At 45.0% G+C, this 17,596-nt stretch carries 16 protein-coding genes, 1 tRNA gene and 1 rRNA gene; 15 read left to right on the forward strand and 3 right to left on the reverse strand.

Annotated elements, in window-relative coordinates:
- The 3 genes from rrf to Xinn_RS10575 form a co-directional block, all read left to right on the forward strand.
- Positions 1-97 (forward strand): 5S ribosomal RNA (gene rrf, locus Xinn_RS10565); the annotation flags it as partial.
- Positions 98-151: 54 nt separating this feature from the next.
- Positions 152-228 (forward strand) — tRNA-Asp (locus Xinn_RS10570).
- Between the two features lie 353 nt (positions 229-581).
- Positions 582-1,370 (forward strand): endonuclease/exonuclease/phosphatase family protein, encoded by a 789-nt coding sequence (locus Xinn_RS10575; protein ID WP_086956573.1) that lies wholly within the window; start codon positions 582-584, stop codon positions 1,368-1,370.
- A gap of 98 nt (positions 1,371-1,468) precedes the next feature.
- On the opposite strand, the gene Xinn_RS10580 is transcribed toward Xinn_RS10575, so the two are convergent.
- Positions 1,469-2,854: an amino acid permease gene (locus tag Xinn_RS10580; protein ID WP_086955332.1), complete on the reverse strand. Its 1,386-nt coding sequence runs from the start codon at positions 2,852-2,854 to the stop codon at positions 1,469-1,471.
- Positions 2,855-3,058: 204 nt separating this feature from the next.
- On the opposite strand from Xinn_RS10580, the gene queE reads away from it, so the two are divergent.
- Positions 3,059-3,730 carry a 7-carboxy-7-deazaguanine synthase QueE gene (gene queE / locus Xinn_RS10585; protein ID WP_086955333.1) on the forward strand — a complete coding sequence of 224 codons (672 nt, stop codon included), beginning with the start codon at positions 3,059-3,061 and terminating at the stop codon, positions 3,728-3,730.
- 57 nt (positions 3,731-3,787) lie between these two features.
- Here queE and queD read toward each other — a convergent pair whose 3' ends face one another.
- On the reverse strand, positions 3,788-4,153 hold the full coding sequence (gene queD / locus Xinn_RS10590) for a 6-carboxytetrahydropterin synthase QueD (protein ID WP_186435707.1): 366 nt from the start codon (positions 4,151-4,153) through the stop codon (positions 3,788-3,790).
- 254 nt (positions 4,154-4,407) lie between these two features.
- Here queD and cysJ point away from each other — a divergent pair, with 254 nt between their 5' ends.
- The 11 genes from cysJ (at position 4,408) to truD (ending at position 16,487) form a co-directional block, all read left to right on the forward strand.
- On the forward strand, positions 4,408-6,225 hold the full coding sequence (cysJ, locus tag Xinn_RS10595; RefSeq protein WP_086955335.1) for an NADPH-dependent assimilatory sulfite reductase flavoprotein subunit: 1,818 nt from the start codon (positions 4,408-4,410) through the stop codon (positions 6,223-6,225).
- Between the two features lie 75 nt (positions 6,226-6,300).
- Entirely contained in the window at positions 6,301-8,037 is a 1,737-nt protein-coding gene (gene cysI, locus Xinn_RS10600; RefSeq protein WP_086955336.1) for an assimilatory sulfite reductase (NADPH) hemoprotein subunit, read from the forward strand.
- Positions 8,034-8,768, forward strand: a complete 735-nt coding sequence (locus Xinn_RS10605) for a phosphoadenylyl-sulfate reductase (protein ID WP_086955337.1) — start codon at positions 8,034-8,036, stop codon at positions 8,766-8,768. Before cysI ends, Xinn_RS10605 begins: the two co-directional genes overlap by 4 nt.
- Positions 8,769-9,113: 345 nt before the next feature.
- Positions 9,114-10,577, forward strand: a complete 1,464-nt coding sequence (gene cysG / locus Xinn_RS10610; RefSeq protein WP_086955338.1) for a siroheme synthase CysG — start codon at positions 9,114-9,116, stop codon at positions 10,575-10,577.
- Positions 10,578-10,601: 24 nt separating this feature from the next.
- Entirely contained in the window at positions 10,602-11,510 is a 909-nt protein-coding gene (cysD, locus tag Xinn_RS10615) for a sulfate adenylyltransferase subunit CysD (RefSeq protein ID WP_086955339.1), read from the forward strand.
- A gap of 12 nt (positions 11,511-11,522) precedes the next feature.
- Entirely contained in the window at positions 11,523-12,965 is a 1,443-nt protein-coding gene (gene cysN / locus Xinn_RS10620) for a sulfate adenylyltransferase subunit CysN (protein ID WP_086955340.1), read from the forward strand.
- Positions 12,966-13,610 (forward strand): adenylyl-sulfate kinase, encoded by a 645-nt coding sequence (cysC, locus tag Xinn_RS10625; RefSeq protein WP_086955341.1) that lies wholly within the window; start codon positions 12,966-12,968, stop codon positions 13,608-13,610. It abuts the gene before it with no gap.
- A 191-nt stretch (positions 13,611-13,801) separates the two neighbouring features.
- Complete coding sequence (gene ftsB / locus Xinn_RS10630; protein WP_086955342.1) at positions 13,802-14,122, forward strand: cell division protein FtsB; 321 nt, start codon at positions 13,802-13,804, stop codon at positions 14,120-14,122.
- A gap of 72 nt (positions 14,123-14,194) precedes the next feature.
- Complete coding sequence (gene ispD / locus Xinn_RS10635) at positions 14,195-14,965, forward strand: 2-C-methyl-D-erythritol 4-phosphate cytidylyltransferase (protein ID WP_086955343.1); 771 nt, start codon at positions 14,195-14,197, stop codon at positions 14,963-14,965.
- Positions 14,962-15,435 carry a 2-C-methyl-D-erythritol 2,4-cyclodiphosphate synthase gene (gene ispF, locus Xinn_RS10640; RefSeq protein ID WP_086955344.1) on the forward strand — a complete coding sequence of 158 codons (474 nt, stop codon included), beginning with the start codon at positions 14,962-14,964 and terminating at the stop codon, positions 15,433-15,435. The genes ispD and ispF overlap by 4 nt, the downstream gene beginning before the upstream one ends.
- Before the next feature lie 2 nt (positions 15,436-15,437).
- A complete protein-coding gene (truD, locus tag Xinn_RS10645) occupies positions 15,438-16,487 on the forward strand; it encodes a tRNA pseudouridine(13) synthase TruD (RefSeq protein WP_086955345.1) in 1,050 nt (349 codons plus the stop codon).
- Between the two features lie 68 nt (positions 16,488-16,555).
- Here truD and Xinn_RS10650 read toward each other — a convergent pair whose 3' ends face one another.
- Entirely contained in the window at positions 16,556-17,299 is a 744-nt protein-coding gene (locus Xinn_RS10650; protein WP_086955346.1) for an SDR family NAD(P)-dependent oxidoreductase, read from the reverse strand.
- Positions 17,300-17,596: the final 297 nt, after the last annotated feature.

The following is a 17,596-nucleotide window of genomic DNA, read 5'->3' on the forward strand; positions in this document are numbered from 1 at the left end:
TGGTCCCACCTGACCCCATGCCGAACTCAGCAGTGAAACGCCGTAGCGCCGATGGTAGTGTGGGGTCTCCCCATGTGAGAGTAGGACACTGCCAGACATTAAATTAAATCACGTTGCCCGCCCAAAAGGCAGCCTGAGAAAGAAATTCGGTGGTGCGGTAGTTCAGTTGGTTAGAATACCGGCCTGTCACGCCGGGGGTCGCGGGTTCGAGTCCCGTCCGCACCGCCACCGATTTAGAGAAGCCCCTGAGAGAAATCTCAGGGGTTTTTTCTATATCTGATATATTTATCAGGATATTGATTCGATTCTAAATCAGCCCTTCTGTATTCTGTATACTCGAATATTGTAATATCTCCTCATCATAAGTTTATTATCAGAGCGTTACTTTTTAGTAAATGGAATAGATTTTATGTATAAAATCTATACTGATACTTGCCCTTATAGCTCATACTTTGTTTTTAGCGCCAAGGATTGCAATCAATTATAGAGATGTCATATTAATGAAAGTGCTGCGTTAAGGTCGGTTGGGGTGTAACTTGATAAGAAATAGGTATGTAAGAAGAGGTCGTGAGAAAAAAAATCTGTCTCAAAAAAACTATGCAGTAAGATATGTTGCAGGGCAGCCTGTAGAGCGAGTTTTTCCTACTTCTAAGCGATTGCTTGAGGAAGCACTCTTACCATGTGGAGAACCATTTTTTGCTGATAATAATGCGTTCTCTGTTGCTATTTGGAATATCCATAAACAGCAGCGCCCACGATGGCAAAATGTTTTATCTTCCTTAATTGAAAAAAGTGATCTTATCTTACTGCAAGAAGCGCAAACAACACCTGACCTACTGAAATTTATTACAGCCAGTGGTCTGGTTGCAGATCAGGTGCCTGCGTTTGCCATCCCTCAACATCCATCAGGAGTGATGACTTTAGCCTCTTCTTCGCCTATTTATTGTTGTCCATTGAGGGAAAAAGAACCAATCATCAGGCTCTCTAAATCTTCTCTTATTACTATGTATCCTTTAGCTGCTGAGCAACAGCTGATGGTGGTTAACGTACACGCTATTAACTTCAGCCTTGGGATTGACGTTTATAGCCGACAATTAGATAACATTGGCATCTATATTAATTTGCATGATGGGCCGGTGATATTCGCTGGTGATTTTAATGCGTGGAGTCGTCGTCGATTTAGAGTGTTGGAGCGTTTTGCGCAGCGTATGGGGCTCAAAGAAGTCTATTTTAATGATGATCATAGAACAATTGTATTTGGTAAACCGTTAGACTTTGTTTTTTATCGTGAATTAACTGTCCAGAGCGCAACTGTTTTAACAACCATCGCTTCTGATCATAATCCGCTGATTGTCAGGTTTTCGTTATAAAGTACGAGAATAACCAAGTGTGAGGGAAAAAATGAAAAGTGGAAAAGGATGCAAAGAGCAAAACGCCAGAAATTTTTCCGGCGTTTTAGAGGTAAGCTTTATTGATTAGAACGATGAGACACAGCAACTTTTTTCTTTATACTGAGAAAATACGCAAGAATCAGGATAATCACCCAGCCAGACCCAATGTATAAAGCATCTCTTGTTTGCTCGAAAAAGCCGAGTAGCAGGATAATTGCACTCATAAAAACAATCGTAATGACGGGAGCAATTGGCCACATTGGTACCGGAAATTTCAAGCCTTTGACGTCTTCTGCACTCATTTTACGGCGCATAGCCACATGAGAAAGCAGGATCATTAACCATACCCAGACCGTGGCAAATGTAGCGACGGATGCAATAAGAATAAAGATATTCTTGGGAAGCCACCAATTTAATATTACACCGAGCAGCAGAACAGAAATCATGACCAGAACTGTCATCCACGGCACCCCATTACGGGTCAGTTTTTTAAATGCCTCAGGTGCCTGACCTTCCTGAGCCATACCATACATCATTCGTCCAGCTCCAAAAATATCGCTGTTGATGGCAGAAATAGCAGCAGTAATAACAACAGCATTCAGAATATGTGCAGCCGCACTAATTTTCAGATCAGCAAAAATCTGTACAAACGGGCTTCCGTTCTGACCAATCTGATCCCACGGATAGATACACATCAGGATACATAAGGTAAGAACATAGAAGATTAAAATACGGAATGGGACTGCATTAATTGCTTTAGGTATTGTTTTTGCGGGATCTTTCGCTTCACTGGCGGTAATTCCAATGACTTCTATTCCGCCGAACGCAAACATTACAATGGCAAATGAGGCGATCACACCGCTAATGCCATGTGGCATAAAACCGCCATGTTCCCATAAATTAGCGATCCCTGTGGCATGCTCTGTTGTCTGACCGAAACCAAAGAACATAATGAACAGGCCACCCACGATCATGGCGATAATGGCAATGACTTTGACGATAGAAAGCCAGAATTCCATTTCACCGAAAATCTTCACATGGCATAGATTAAGTGCACCAATAAAACAGACGATACCCAAAACCCAAACCCATTGATCAACATGGGGGAACCAAAATTTCATATACAAGCCGAATGCAGTGATATCAGCAAGGCAGACAAATAGCATCTCAAGAACATAGAGCCAGCCTGTCAGGAAACCGGCTAATGGCCCCAGATAATGACTGGCATATTGAGAAAAGGAACCGGAAACAGGATGATGAACGGCCATTTCGCCGAGTGCCCTCATCACCATAAATACGGCAGCACCACCAATTAAATATGCCAGCAATACAGCCGGTCCTGCTTGCTGTATTGCTGCTGCTGAGCCATAAAACAGCCCTGTGCCTATTGCGGAGCCTAAAGCCATGAAGCGGATATGCCTCACACTCAGACCCTTTTTAAGCTGGTTTTCATTGTCTTGCATTCGTTAATCCCATCTATCTTTCATGCCAGAGCGTATTTTCAGGCATACAATGCTATTTCAGGCATATGCTATTTCAGGTATACAATGCCCTGTCTGGTGTCAGATACCAGCAAAAGCAACCTGATACGATACCATAAAGATGGATGTCCGCGGGATAGATATCTGTAATAATAACGGGCAGTTTATTAAAACCAGAGTTTTTTTATGATTTACCCAATAAATGAAATGTTTCAGACTTTGCAGGGAGAGGGAGTATTTACTGGTGTTCCTGCTGTTTTCATACGATTACAGGGATGTCCGGTAGGATGCAGTTGGTGTGATACCAAGCATACTTGGGAAAAAGAAGCTGATAAGCAGCAGACGATGGAGAACATACTGGTAAAAACGCAGGATAGCGATACATGGGGCGTTGCCACTCCACAGCAGATCATTAACTTGTTCGCTCGTCAGGGGTATACCGCTCGTCATATCGTCATTACTGGCGGCGAGCCGTGTTTGTATGATTTACGTCCTCTGACGGAAGCACTGGAAAACGCAGGTTATCAGTGTCAGATAGAAACGAGTGGCACACACGCGATCCTCTGTTCTGACAACACTTGGGTAACCGTCTCTCCAAAAGTGAAAATGCGGGGCGGATACAAAGTGTTGCCTGAAGCGATGAACCGCGCAAATGAAATTAAACACCCTGTCGGGCGTGAGCGCGATATTGAGTCATTGGATGATCTACTGACTATGCTGGATGAGAGTAATAAGCCGGTTATTGCCTTACAGCCTATCAGTCAGAAAGAAGAAGCAACCCGCTTATGTATTGAAACCTGCATTGCCCGTAACTGGCGTTTTTCGATGCAGACACACAAATACTTAAATATCGCCTGATGTGCATTTGGTACTTGCTTATTGTGCATTCAGCACCAAAATTTGGTGCTGAATGTCTTACTCTCCACGATAGATACAACCGGCGCTACAGGTTTCCTTAACCATAACGGCACTGAGCTGTGGCAAAGCAGGCTGTACCTCTTTCCAGATCCATTTAGCCAGCACTTCGCTGGTTGGGTTTTCCAGACCGGGGATCTCATTGAGATAATTGTGATCCAGTCGTTCCCAAATCGGCTTAAAGGCCGCTTTCACATCGGCAAAGTCCATGAGCCATCCGCTATGAGGATCAATCTCACCGGTGATTTCCAGACGAACCATAAATGAATGCCCATGCAAACGGCCACACTTATGTCCTTCAGGAACATGTGGCAGGCGATGCGCCGCTTCAAATTGAAAATCTTTAAAGATGGTAGTGCTCATAATACTTTTTCCTGAATTCAAAAGGCCGGCTATTCTACCTGAACTTTCGCTCCGAACGTGATTTTTCTGTAGAAATAAAATCCAGCGTTTAACAACTTTATCGATATATTAAATCTGTAAATAAAGTTAGGTAATTTAGTTATTAGATATTGCTAACCTTTCTTTAATTCCAATGCCTGTTCTGGGATAACCTTATGATTAATCCATGTTTGTGACTGCTAATCATGGGAATCGGCTATAGCAAAGGGCACCGGATAATGACTGCAAAACCACCTTCAACTGCACTACTACCTGTTTCTCAGGAACAACTGTCACGCCTGCAATCAGAGGTCAGTGATTTTTCTCCGCACCAACTCGCTTGGTTATCGGGCTATTTTTGGGGAATGTTAAACACTCAACCGAAAACCGATACGGTTCCATCCGTATCAAACTCGCCTGAGTCTGAACAGGAAACAGTGACACTGATCTCCGCTTCTCAGACGGGTAATGCAAGACGTCTGGCAGAGCAACTCAGAGATGGCTTATTGGTGCATAACTTGAGTGTGAACTTAATTAATGCCGGTGATTATAAATTCAAACAGATCGCAAAAGAGCGGGTGTTGATTATTATTGCATCGACACAGGGTGAGGGTGAACCAGCCGAAGAAGCCGTAGCACTCCATAAATACCTGCACTCCAAAAAAGCAGCATCAATGAAAGAGACGGTTTACGCGGTATTTGGTTTAGGGGATACCTCTTATGAACATTTCTGCCAGTCAGGTAAAGATTTCGATCACCGCTTGAATGAATTAGGCGCGCAGAGACTACTGGATAGAATTGATGCTGACGTGGAATATCAGGATATTGCAGCCCAGTGGTGCCAACAACTGACAGATATCCTTAAACAGCGCTTACCGGCCCAGACAAACAGCACAATAGCGGCAACATCGGCAGAAGTAATCGGTAGTACAGCCATTACCAACAATTATACCAAAGAAGCTCCGTTAACGGCTTCTCTGCTGGTCAACCAGAAAATTACCGGACGCGCATCTGATAAAGATATCCGGCATATTGAAATTGATCTGGGGGATTCAGGTTTACGTTATCAGCCCGGTGATTCACTGGGAGTTTGGTTTGAAAACGATCCGGCATTGGTGGATGAATTGCTCGGCCTGCTTCATCAGGAAGGAACGGAATCTGTTACCGTGCATGGAAAACCGCTTGCTTTGCGTGAAGCTCTGACTGGCTATCTTGAATTGACGCAAAACACAGGGGTCATTGTCGAAAAATATGCAGCTCTGACGAAAGATGAAAAATTGCTTGCTTTGATTACTGATAAATCAGCACTACAGCAATACGCACAAAAAACACCTATTGTGGATATGGTCAGGCAGACCGCTCAACAACCCGATGCCCAGCAATTTATCGATCTATTACGTCCATTAACGCCACGTCTATATTCTATTTCCTCCTCGCAGGATGAAGTTGAAAATGAAGTACATATTACAGTGGGTGTAGTTCGTTATGACATAGACGGTCGGGCTCGTACCGGTGGGGCATCAGGGTATCTGGCTGATCGGCTACAGGAGGATGACAATATTCGTGTCTTTATCGAGCATAACGATAATTTCCGCTTACCTGCCAATCCACAAACTCCGGTCATCATGATTGGACCCGGCACCGGTATAGCTCCATTCAGGGCATTCTTACAACAACGGGATAATCAGGGTGCAGAAGGTAAAAACTGGTTGTTCTTTGGCAATCCTCATTTTGTAGAAGATTTTTTGTATCAGGTGGAATTCCAGCGTTATGTCAAAGAGGGGTTACTAACCCGTATTGATTTAGCGTGGTCACGGGATCAGGCGCATAAAGTTTATGTGCAGGACAAACTGCGCGAGCAGGGTAAGGAAATCTGGCGCTGGATCAGTGAAGGGGCACATTTATACATCTGTGGCGATGCCAATCGTATGGCGAAAGATGTAGAACAGGCATTGCTGGATATCATTTCACAGCAGGGTGGAATGGATGCTGAACAGGCCGATGAATTCTTAAGTGAACTGCGCCTTGAACGTCGTTATCAGAGAGATGTTTACTAGCGAGAGATGTTTACTGGTACTGGTAAAAGTAACGAAAAACTGTAAACAATAAAAACCAACGGGCAATGGAACACAATGAGCAATAATAATGAAAAGCAAGGTCCTTTGATTGTTGAAGGTAAACTCGCTGACAGTGAACGCATGAAGTTAGAAAGTAACTACTTACGTGGAACGATCAGCGAAGATCTAAAAAATGGGCTGACAGGCGGGTTTGAAGGCGATAATTTTCTTCTCATTCGTTTCCACGGTATGTATCAGCAGGATGATCGTGACATCAGGGCTGAACGTGCAGAACAAAAACTGGAACCCCGCCATGCAATGATGCTGCGCTGCCGCCTCCCGGGAGGTATTATTACTCCCCGTCAATGGCTGGGCATCGATCGGTTTGCGACAGAAAGCACGCTTTATGGCAGTATCCGGCTGACTAATCGTCAGACATTCCAGTTCCATGGCATTCTAAAAAACAACGTCAAACCGGCGCACCAATTACTGGCTCAAATGGGGCTGGATTCTCTGGCAACAGCCAATGATGTTAACCGCAACGTATTATGCACCTCTAACCCTGTACAGTCGGCTTTGCACCAGCAGGCTTATGAGTGGGCGAAAAAAATATCCGAACACCTTCTGCCCCGTACTAACGCTTACGCTGAGATCTGGCTGGATAAAGAAAAGATCGCTACAACTGATGAAGAGCCGATCCTCGGCAAAACCTATTTACCACGTAAATTCAAAACATCCGTCGTGATCCCGCCACAAAATGATGTCGATCTGCATGCTAATGATATGAATTTCGTTGCTATCGCAGAGAATGATCAGCTGATCGGCTTTAACGTGCTGGTGGGTGGCGGATTGGCTATGACTCACGGCGATAAAAACACATTCCCGCGTTTGGCGAGTGAATTTGGTTACATTCCATTGGATCATACTTTAGCCGTTGCTGAAGCCATAGTGACAACACAGCGTGACTGGGGCAACCGAACTGAGCGCAAAAACGCCAAAACCAAATATACCCTCGAACGTGTCGGCGTTGAGACTTTCAAACAAGAAGTTGAAAAGCGCGCTGGCGTGAAATTTGAGTCTATCCGTCCTTATGAATTTACCGGACGGGGAGATCAAATTGGCTGGTTAAAAGGTATTGATGATCAATGGCATCTGACCTTGTTTATTGAAAACGGTCGTTTGTTGGATTATCCGGATAAGCCATTGAAAACCGGTATGGCAGAAATTGCCAGAATTCACAAAGGTGATTTCCGACTGACTGCTAATCAAAACCTGATTGTGGCGGGAGTGGCGGAAAGCGAAAAAGCACATATTGAAGCAATCGCCCGCGCTCATGGGTTGATTGATGACGGTGTGACTTCTCTGCGTCACCATTCTATGGCGTGCGTTTCATTTCCGACTTGCCCGTTGGCGATGGCGGAAGCTGAACGTTTCCTGCCAACTTTTGTTGATCATGTCGATGCTTTAATGGCAAAACACGGTGTCAGTCATGAACACATTGTTCTGCGTGTAACGGGTTGCCCTAATGGCTGTGGCAGAGCGATGTTGGCAGAAATCGGGCTGGTGGGTAAAGCGCCAGATCGCTATAACCTGCATCTTGGCGGAAACCGCAATGGCAGCCGGATCCCTCGCATGTATCGGGAAAACATCACTTCTGCTGAAATTCTGACAATTTTGGATGAACTCATTGGTCACTGGGCAACAGAACGTCATGAAAATGAAGATTTCGGTGACTTCCTGATCCGAACCGACATTATCAAACCAGTCTTAAACTCAGCCGTCGATTTTTACGACTGGCAGGAGGCGGTATGAGCCGGCCACATTTAGCTGAGTTACTGGCTTTTAAACCTGAGCAGCGCACGGAAGCGCTCGCTGAGATAAACCGGCAACTGGAACTACTGGATGCCCGCCAGCGCGTCTTATGGGCACTGGAGCATCTGCCCGGAGAACTCGTTCTTTCATCTAGTTTTGGTATTCAGGCGGCAGTCTGCCTGCATCTGGTCACACAGGAGTACCCTGATATTCCGGTTATCCTGACGGATACTGGTTACTTGTTTCCAGAAACCTATCAATTTATCGATAAGCTGGCTGACAAATTGAATCTGAACCTGAAAATATTTCGGGCAGAACAAGGCCCGGCGTGGCAGGAAGCGCGTTATGGCAAACTGTGGGAACAGGGAGTAGAGGGTATTGAGCGTTATAACCAAATCAATAAAGTTGAGCCAATGAACCGCGCATTACAATCTCTGAATGCGCAGACATGGTTTGCAGGTTTGCGTCGCCAGCAATCAGAAAGCCGCGCTAACTTGCCGGTATTGGCAATTCAGCGTAACGTTTTCAAAATACTGCCAATCATTGATTGGGATAACCGAAAAGTACATCAATACCTGACTCAGCATGGCCTTGAATACCATCCACTGTGGGAACAAGGTTATCTTTCTGTAGGGGATACTCATACCACGCAAAAATGGGAGCCGGGCATGAGTGAAGAGCAAACCCGATTTTTCGGTTTAAAGCGTGAATGTGGATTGCATGAGGGATGAATTGTACCCTGAATTTTTTGTTATACCCGTCATCTTTCAAACTGCCTCTTTGTTGGCTGCGCTCATTTCCCCCAGTCACATAGTTACCTATGCTCCTGGGGACTCATTCTCTTGCCGCCGCGATGCAATTAAATCTATAGGGTATATAGGGAAATGAAGCATCAAAGAATAGCTATTTCCCTTGAATATTTTGCATATCGAGATTCTGTATGCTCATACAAAAACTGACCTTATACGATTCAGGAACTAATAATTACTTTTTGACATTTCATAACCCTATCACAGCCTCATATATTCATCTCTTAGATAATTATTAATAAATTAAACTCTGGATGGCATGTCATTGTGGATTACTTACCCTTATTCGTTGAGCTGAAATCACGTGCTGTTTTGTTGGTTGGAGGTGGTGAAGTCGCTTCCCGTAAGGCTGGTTTGTTATTGCGTGCGGGGGCGGCTTTAACAGTTGTTGCTCCTGAATTACATCCTGAACTGCAACAGCGCCATCAAAAAGGGGAGTTTGAATGGCGACAGGGAACATTCCACACGAATTATCTTGATGGTGTATTTCTGGTGCTGGCAGCGACTGATGATCACAGCCTGAACCAGTCTATTTTTGCTGAAGCCAATCGCCGCGCTATTTTGGTCAATGTGGTAGATGATCAGTCACTCTGTTCTGCTATTTTCCCTTCAATTATTGATCGTTCTCCGATTATGGTGGCGATCTCATCGGCCGGAAAATCACCGGTATTAACACGACTACTGCGGGAGAAACTGGAATCGCTGCTGCCTTTTCATCTCGGTGCGATGGCTGAAATTGCAGGTCGTTGGCGTGAGAAAGTAAAACAGAGCCTGAATTCTCTGCGTCAGCGACGTTACTTCTGGGAAAAAGCATTTAACGGGCATTTTGCCGCATTAGTTGCTAATGGGCAGTTACAACAGGCAGAAGAGCAACTGGCTCAACAGATTGCTGATGAACAACAGAAACAGACCAGTAAGCAGGGAGAGCTGGTATTAGTCGGTGCAGGTCCCGGTGATCCGGGATTGTTAACATTGAAAGGATTACAGGTGATCCAGCAGGCCGATGTGGTGCTTTATGATCATCTGGTGAGTGATGAAATTCTCGAATTAGTTCGTCGCGATGCAGACAAAATTTGCGTAGGTAAGAGAGCAGGCAGTCACTCTGTTGCACAGGAAGAGACAAATGCCCTGATCGTCCGGCTGGCACATCAGGGGAAAAAAGTAGTTCGTCTGAAAGGAGGCGATCCCTTTATTTTTGGTCGTGGTGGAGAGGAGTTACAGGTTGCCGCATCCGCAGGTATTCCTTTTCAGGTTGTACCGGGGATTACGGCGGCGGTTGGAGCTTCAGCCTATGCGGGTATTCCTCTGACACACCGTGAACATTCCCAAAGTGTCACCTTTATTACCGGGCATTGTCGTGAAAATGGCAATGAACTGGACTGGCCCGCACTGGCACGGGGTAACCAGACACTGGCAATTTATATGGGGATCATCAAATCAGCCCTGATTAGCCAGAAACTGATTTCACACGGGCGGAATGCCAGTACACCGGTTGCCGTCATTGGCTGTGGAACCCGCGCTGAACAGCAGGTGTTGACCGGAACATTGTCCGAACTGGAACAGTTGGCGCAGGATGCTCCATCGCCAGCATTGCTGGTGGTGGGAGAGGTAGCTCAGCTTCATCATCAATTAGCGTGGTTCGGGCAGCGAGCAGCTGACCATAAAAATCTGGCAGAACAAACACAATCTACTAAGTCGGCAAATCGCCCTGCTGTTGTTGATTTAGCATAAAGAATAATTAATGGGAGAACATTAATGGATAAAAAAAGACTGACCCATTTGCAGCAGCTTGAAGCTGAAAGTATCCATATTATCCGCGAAGTTGCTGCCGAATTTGCTAATCCGGTGATGCTTTACTCCATTGGTAAAGATTCTTCTGTGATGCTGCATCTTGCACGTAAGGCATTTTATCCGGGAAAACTGCCTTTCCCTCTGTTACATGTCGATACAGGGTGGAAATTCCGGGAAATGTATGAATTTCGTGATAAAACAGCAGAGAAATACGGTTTTGAATTGCTGGTCTATCGAAATCCGCAGGGCGAAGAGCTGGGAATTAATCCGTTTATTCACGGTAGTGCCAAGCATACAGATGTTATGAAAACGGAAGGTCTGAAGCAGGCGCTGGATAAATACGGATTCGATGCCGCATTTGGTGGCGCCCGACGTGACGAGGAAAAATCCCGCGCGAAAGAGCGTATTTATTCTTTCCGTGATCGCTCCCATCGCTGGGACCCCAAAAATCAGCGTCCGGAACTCTGGCGCAACTATAATGGCCAGATAAATAAAGGTGAAAGTATCCGGGTATTCCCCCTTTCTAACTGGACTGAGCTGGATATCTGGCAGTACATCTATTTAGAGCAGATAGATATTGTTCCTCTCTACTTTGCGAAACCTCGCCCGATTGTTCAGCGCGATGGCACTCTGATCATGGTTGATGATAATCGTATTGATTTGCAGGCCGGTGAGGTTATCAGCCAGCGCAAAGTGCGTTTCCGGACGCTGGGCTGCTGGCCTTTGACTGGTGCCGTGGAATCAGAAGCGGAAACACTGCCGGAAATTATTGAAGAAATGCTGATATCGACAACCAGCGAACGGCAGGGTCGGCTTATTGATAGTGATCAGTCCGGCTCAATGGAGCTGAAAAAACGTCAGGGCTACTTTTGAGGAGAGCAGAAAATGTCGGCATTTGCACATAATGAAATCATCGCTAACCAAATCAGACAGCAAGGCGGTGTTGAATCTTATCTGAGAGCACAGCAGGAAAAGGGGTTACTGCGTTTTCTCACCTGTGGCAGCGTTGATGATGGCAAAAGTACCTTGATTGGCCGTCTGTTACACGATACCCGTCAGATCTACGAAGATCAGCTGGCGACTTTACAAACTGACAGCAAGCGACTGGGAACTCAGGGAGAAAAGCTGGATCTGGCGCTTTTGGTCGATGGTCTTGCGGCTGAGCGGGAGCAGGGTATTACCATAGATGTTGCCTACCGTTACTTTTCCACGGAAAAACGCAAATTTATTATCGCGGATACGCCGGGGCATGAACAATATACCCGTAATATGGCAACAGGCGCATCAACCAGCGACCTCTCCATTCTTTTGATCGATGCGCGTAAAGGCGTGCAGGAGCAGACTCGCCGCCATAGTTTTATCAGTACGCTGTTGGGTATCCGTTATCTGGTGGTCGCAGTAAACAAAATGGATCTGGTGGAATACCGGCAGGATATTTTCGATCAGATCAAACAGGATTATCTGAGTTTCACCAGCCAGTTACCTGCTGATCTGCAAATTTATTTTGTCCCTATCTCCGCGCTGGAAGGGGATAATATCGTCAGTTACAGTGAGAAAATGCCGTGGCACACCGGTGCGACATTGCTGGATCTCCTGGAAACAGTCGATGTGCAGAAAAATGCAGCAGAGCAGCCTTTACGCTTTCCTGTGCAGTACGTTAACCGTCCTGATCTTGATTTTCGTGGTTATAGCGGCACATTGTCATCGGGAATTTTACGTCAGGGACAGCAAATTAAAGTGATGCCATCAGGCAGAGTTTCGACGGTAGAGCGGATCGTGACTTTTGATGGTGATTTGCCTTTTGCCGTGCCGGGGGAGGCGATCACTGTCGTATTGAAAGATGAAATTGATATCAGCCGTGGTGATCTGTTGGTTGCGGTTGAAAACCAAATGACGGTAACACACCATGCTTTGGTAGATGTTGTCTGGATGTCAGAAAAGCCGCTGATTCAGGGGCAAAGTCTGGATATCAAGGTAGCTGGTAAAAAGAGCCGTGCAAAAATTGACAATGTTCAATATCAGTTTGATATCAATAACCTGACTCAGAAAGTTGCGGTTGAACTGCCGTTAAATGCGATTGGACTGGTGGAATTTTCATTTGATGAGCCGCTGCTGATCGACAGTTATCAGCAAAATGCAGATACCGGTGGCATCATTCTGATCGATCGCCTGACAAATGTTACCGTGGGTGCAGGGTTGGTGCGGGAAATTCAGACTGATGTTTATCAGGAGCCGCAAGAGTATAGTGAGTTTGAACTGGAGTTCAACCGATTAGTTCGCCGCCACTTCCCACATTGGGGAGCCCGTGATTTATTGGGAGGGAAATAAATGGTTCAGATCAGGGAGGATTCTCCCGATAATATCTCATCTAATCATATCTCGCCTGATATAGTCTGGCATTCACACTCTGTCGGCAGAAAGCAGCGGGAAGCCGTGAACGGGCATCCGGCTTTAGTTATCTGGTTTACCGGGTTATCAGGTTCAGGTAAATCAACGCTTGCCGGGCTATTGGAACAGGTAATGTTTTCACAGGGGATCAGAACCTATTTATTGGATGGGGATAACCTGCGTCATGGTCTGTGCAATGATTTAGGTTTTTCTGAAACAGACAGGCAGGAGAATATCCGCCGTGTGGGAGAAGTTGCAAACCTGATGGTTGATGCCGGGCTGGTGGTATTGACGGCATTCATTTCTCCCAGTCGGACTGAGCGGCAAAAAATACGTCAATCAATGGAGCCGGGGCAATTTATTGAGGTATTTGTTGATACACCTTTGGCCGTTTGCGAATCCCGTGACCCGAAAGGCTTATATAAGAAAGCAAGAGCCGGAGAAATCCTGAATTTTACTGGCATTGATTCAGATTATGAGGCACCGGAACTCCCTGATATTCATTTAGATGGCTCACAATCCATTGAGTTCTTGCTGGAGAAATTACTTGTTTCGCTTAACAAACGAAGTGTTCTGACTCTCTGATATCCCATTTTTATTTTCCATTCCCTGAATCTATTTTTTTAGCAAAGTAAAAACACATTATTGCGAGTCCGGTAATGTGTTTCTACACTCATGTCACCTGTATTCTTTTGTGATCTATTTGTGATTCGCTTGTGATAGTGGCGTCATCCCCTGAGTTATGGGATGATTAGCGGGTTTTTCAGGGGGCGGAAATGGGTAAACTAACGCTACTATTACTGGTTTTACTTGGCTGGTTACAGTATTCGCTGTGGATCGGCAAAAATGGAATACACGATTATATGCGGGTTAAGGATGAGGTCGCAAAACAAGAGAGCGATAACCTTTTTCTGAAATCGCGTAACGACCAACTATTTGCGGAAATTAAAGATTTGAAAGGTGGTCAGCAGGCAATCGAAGAACGTGCCCGCAATGAATTAGGCATGATTAAACCCGGTGAATATTTTTATCGTATGGTACCGGATACAACGAAACAAAATGTACAACAGGCTTCGGGGCAAAATAACGAGAAATAAAACAGTGAACAATAATTCAAATGAATCACTCAATTCTTTATTCTCCCGCTGATATTTTTATGACTGAACTTTATGACTGAAATAGTTGCCTTAATTCCTGCTGCCGGTATTGGTAGCCGGATGAAATCAGAGTGTCCGAAACAATATCTCAGCATTGCCGAAAAAACGATTATTGAACATACATTATCTGCACTGCTTGAACATCCCCGCATACAGCAGGCCGTTGTTGTGTTAAACCCTGCTGACAGACAGTTTAACCAATTACCTATTGCTTCTGATCCGCGTATTACAACGGTTATCGGTGGTGATGAACGTGCGGATTCAGTATTAGCCGGGCTGAATTATCTGTCTGGTTTATCACCGGAATTCCCGGATTGGGTTTTGGTTCATGATGCCGCCCGCCCCTGTTTACATCGGAATGATCTTGATAACTTGCTTCAAATAATTGATAAAAAACAAATTTATTCTGTACGGAGTGGAGAACGGTTTTGTGGTGGATTACTTGCCGCACCTGTCAGGGATACCATGAAACGTATGCTGGCAGCTTCTGCGGAAGGAATAGCTGAAATAGCATCACCAACGGTCGATCACACCGTTGATCGCAGTGGTCTCTGGCACGCGTTGACTCCCCAGCTATTTCCGTTGCAGTTATTACGTGATTGCCTGATTAAAGCTCTGTCCGAACAGGCCTGTATTACAGATGAATCTTCTGCACTGGAGTATTGTGGTTACCACCCTGTTCTGGTCAACGGACGGGCGGACAATATAAAAGTAACCCAGCCTGAAGATCTGGCTCTGGCTGAGTTCTATCTATCCCGAAAATCAAAGGAACATGTCGTATGAGAATTGGTCACGGTTTTGATGTACATAAATTTGGCGGAGAAGGGCCACTGATCATTGGCGGTGTCCGCATACCTTATGAGCAGGGACTGATTGCACACTCAGATGGTGATGTTGCCTTACATGCTGCAACAGATGCATTGTTGGGAGCAGCAGCATTGGGTGATATCGGGAAGTTGTTTCCAGATACTGATCCGGCTTTTAAGGGAGCGGATAGCCGGGAATTGCTGAAAGAAGCCTATCGTCGCATTCGTGAAAAAGGTTATCGGATTGGCAATCTTGATATCACCATTATTGCTCAGGCACCTAAAATGTTGCCTCATATTCCCCAGATGCGTGTCAATCTGGCAGAAGATCTTGAGTGCCATATGGATGATATTAATGTTAAAGCAACAACGACTGAAAAACTCGGGTTTGTTGGCCGTAAAGAAGGTATTGCCTGTGAAGCAGTTGCTTTGCTGGTGAAGGAATAAGCATGATATTGAATGAATTACATTGGCTGCATGGGTGTCCAGAAGCTACAGGTATCGTTAAATCGATTCCGGAAGATTTTATTGTCCGGGAAGACTTGGGTTTTTCTCCTGACGGAGAAGGTGAGCACTTAATGGTGCATATTCGCAAGACTGGCTGTAACACACAGTTTGTTGCGGATAATCTTGCCCGTTTTGCCAAAATCCCCGCCCGTTCTGTCAGTTATGCCGGTTTAAAAGATCGTAATGCAGTGACTGAGCAATGGTTCTGCTTGCACCTACCGGGAAAACAAGATCCTGATTTGACTACATTTCAGCTTGAAGGCTGTGAAATATTGGCGACTGCCCGCCAGAAGCGTAAACTACGTATTGGTGCACTGAAAGGTAATGATTTTACGCTGGTATTAAGAGAAGTTTCTGATCGTCAGGCTGTAGAAAAACGTTTGCAGCAGGTAGCCCGGACAGGCGTTCCTAATTACTTCGGTGAACAGCGTTTTGGGCGCGATGGGCAGAATCTGGTTCAGGCACAGCGCTGGGCGACAAATGAAATTCAGGTTAAGGAGCGCAATCGCCGTAGTTTTTACCTCTCAGCCAGCCGTAGCGCTATGTTTAATGCAATTACCAGCATACGTATCGGGCGAGGTGAACATCAGCAGGTACAAAGTGGTGACGCATTGCAGTTAACCGGGCGTGGCAGTTGGTTTGTGGCTGATGAATCTGAACTGGCTGTATTACAGCAGCGGGTTATGGATGGCGAATTACAGATTACCGCGCCATTGCCGGGTGACAAGGCATTAGGAACACAACATCAGGCTTTGGATTTCGAACAGCAATGTTTGCAGGATTACGAATCTCTTTGGGAATTGGTGAAACGTGAGCGTGTTGAGAGTGTTCGCAGAGCGATGTTAGTGAAACCGCTTAATCTGCATTGGAAATGGCAGGATGATCAAACCGTTACCCTGAATTTTTCTCTGCCGTCGGGTAGCTTTGCCACCAGTGTTATCAGAGAACTGATTAATCAGAAACAAAATAATACGGCTGATATTTCGGAGTAAGGCCTGATGGATTTCAAGTTGCCGCTTACTGATAAAGCTGCAACTTGAAAGGTGATGGGGAATAGATACTACTGTGCGGTATATCCGCCATCGACAATTAATGTCGTACCGGTAATAAATGATGCATCGTTACTTGCCAGAAATAATACTGCCTTGGCAACCTCTTCCGGCACACCTAAACGGCCCAGCGGATGAAGCGAAATAAGCTGTTTTTTCAAGTCGTCGGGTATCTTGCTTAATAACGGAGTATTAATATAGCCGGGGCAAACCGTATTCACCCTGATATGATTTTTGGCGTAATCAATCGCTAAGGTTTGAGTTAATAACTTTACTCCGCCTTTGGAAGCTGTATACGCTGTTATAGCCTCGCGGCTGACAAAGCTGTGGATCGAACCACAGTTGACTATCACGCCTCCCGATTTTTGTTTAAGCATTTCATGAATAACAAACTTATCACACAGAAAAACCCCGGTCAGGTTCACATCAATCGTTTTCTGCCAATTGGCAACAGTAAGGTTATCTGCACTGTTATCCATCGCTATCCCTGCGTTGGCAAATAAGACATCAATACGCTTAAATTTTTCAACCGTCTTCGAGACCATATACTTAATGCTCTCTTCACTCGTTACATCGGTTTTAATAAAAATACTTTCATTGCCTTTTGTATTGAGTTCTTCAGCAACTTTTTTCCCGTGATCTGAAAAATCGGCAATCACAACATGTGCACCTTCAGCAGCAAATGCTTTTGCTGTTGCTTCACCAATTCCACTTGCTCCGCCGGTAATAATCACCACACTATTTTGGAATCTCATATAAGCCTCTGTTATTTCTATGTAATGCAGATAATAACTCTTAAGTGGTATTAACTATTCTAGAACAATATAATTGCTTTAGTGAAAATTATTCGGCGGGATAATACGGATGATTACTTTTATGTTGAGATTGTTTAACTTATCTGGCATTTAATCTGGTTATTACGGTTGAAGTTTTCTATATTAATTTCTGGTGAGTGATTGACGCAATTAATTAAATTCTATGGATTTATTTATTCCATGCTTAATGAAATAAAGTAGGTAATATTTAATCAGGATGGAACTCAAATAAAAATG

The organism is Xenorhabdus innexi, assembly GCF_002632485.1.
GTDB classification, from domain to species: Bacteria; Pseudomonadota; Gammaproteobacteria; order Enterobacterales; family Enterobacteriaceae; genus Xenorhabdus; species Xenorhabdus innexi.

What these genes read in the sequence shown, in the direction of transcription:
- Xinn_RS10580 (WP_086955332.1), bottom strand. Translation starts at nt 2,854, where the DNA reads ATGCAAGACAATGAAAACCAGCTTAAAAAGGGTCTGAGTGTGAGGCAT.
- queE (WP_086955333.1), top strand. Translation starts at nt 3,059, where the DNA reads ATGATTTACCCAATAAATGAAATGTTTCAGACTTTGCAGGGAGAGGGA.
- cysJ (WP_086955335.1), top strand. Translation starts at nt 4,408, where the DNA reads ATGACTGCAAAACCACCTTCAACTGCACTACTACCTGTTTCTCAGGAA.
- cysI (WP_086955336.1), top strand. Translation starts at nt 6,301, where the DNA reads ATGAGCAATAATAATGAAAAGCAAGGTCCTTTGATTGTTGAAGGTAAA.
- Xinn_RS10605 (WP_086955337.1), top strand. Translation starts at nt 8,034, where the DNA reads ATGAGCCGGCCACATTTAGCTGAGTTACTGGCTTTTAAACCTGAGCAG.
- cysD (WP_086955339.1), top strand. Translation starts at nt 10,602, where the DNA reads ATGGATAAAAAAAGACTGACCCATTTGCAGCAGCTTGAAGCTGAAAGT.
- cysN (WP_086955340.1), top strand. Translation starts at nt 11,523, where the DNA reads ATGTCGGCATTTGCACATAATGAAATCATCGCTAACCAAATCAGACAG.
- cysC (WP_086955341.1), top strand. Translation starts at nt 12,966, where the DNA reads ATGGTTCAGATCAGGGAGGATTCTCCCGATAATATCTCATCTAATCAT.
- ftsB (WP_086955342.1), top strand. Translation starts at nt 13,802, where the DNA reads ATGGGTAAACTAACGCTACTATTACTGGTTTTACTTGGCTGGTTACAG.
- ispD (WP_086955343.1), top strand. Translation starts at nt 14,195, where the DNA reads ATGACTGAAATAGTTGCCTTAATTCCTGCTGCCGGTATTGGTAGCCGG.
- ispF (WP_086955344.1), top strand. Translation starts at nt 14,962, where the DNA reads ATGAGAATTGGTCACGGTTTTGATGTACATAAATTTGGCGGAGAAGGG.
- truD (WP_086955345.1), top strand. Translation starts at nt 15,438, where the DNA reads ATGATATTGAATGAATTACATTGGCTGCATGGGTGTCCAGAAGCTACA.
- Xinn_RS10650 (WP_086955346.1), bottom strand. Translation starts at nt 17,299, where the DNA reads ATGAGATTCCAAAATAGTGTGGTGATTATTACCGGCGGAGCAAGTGGA.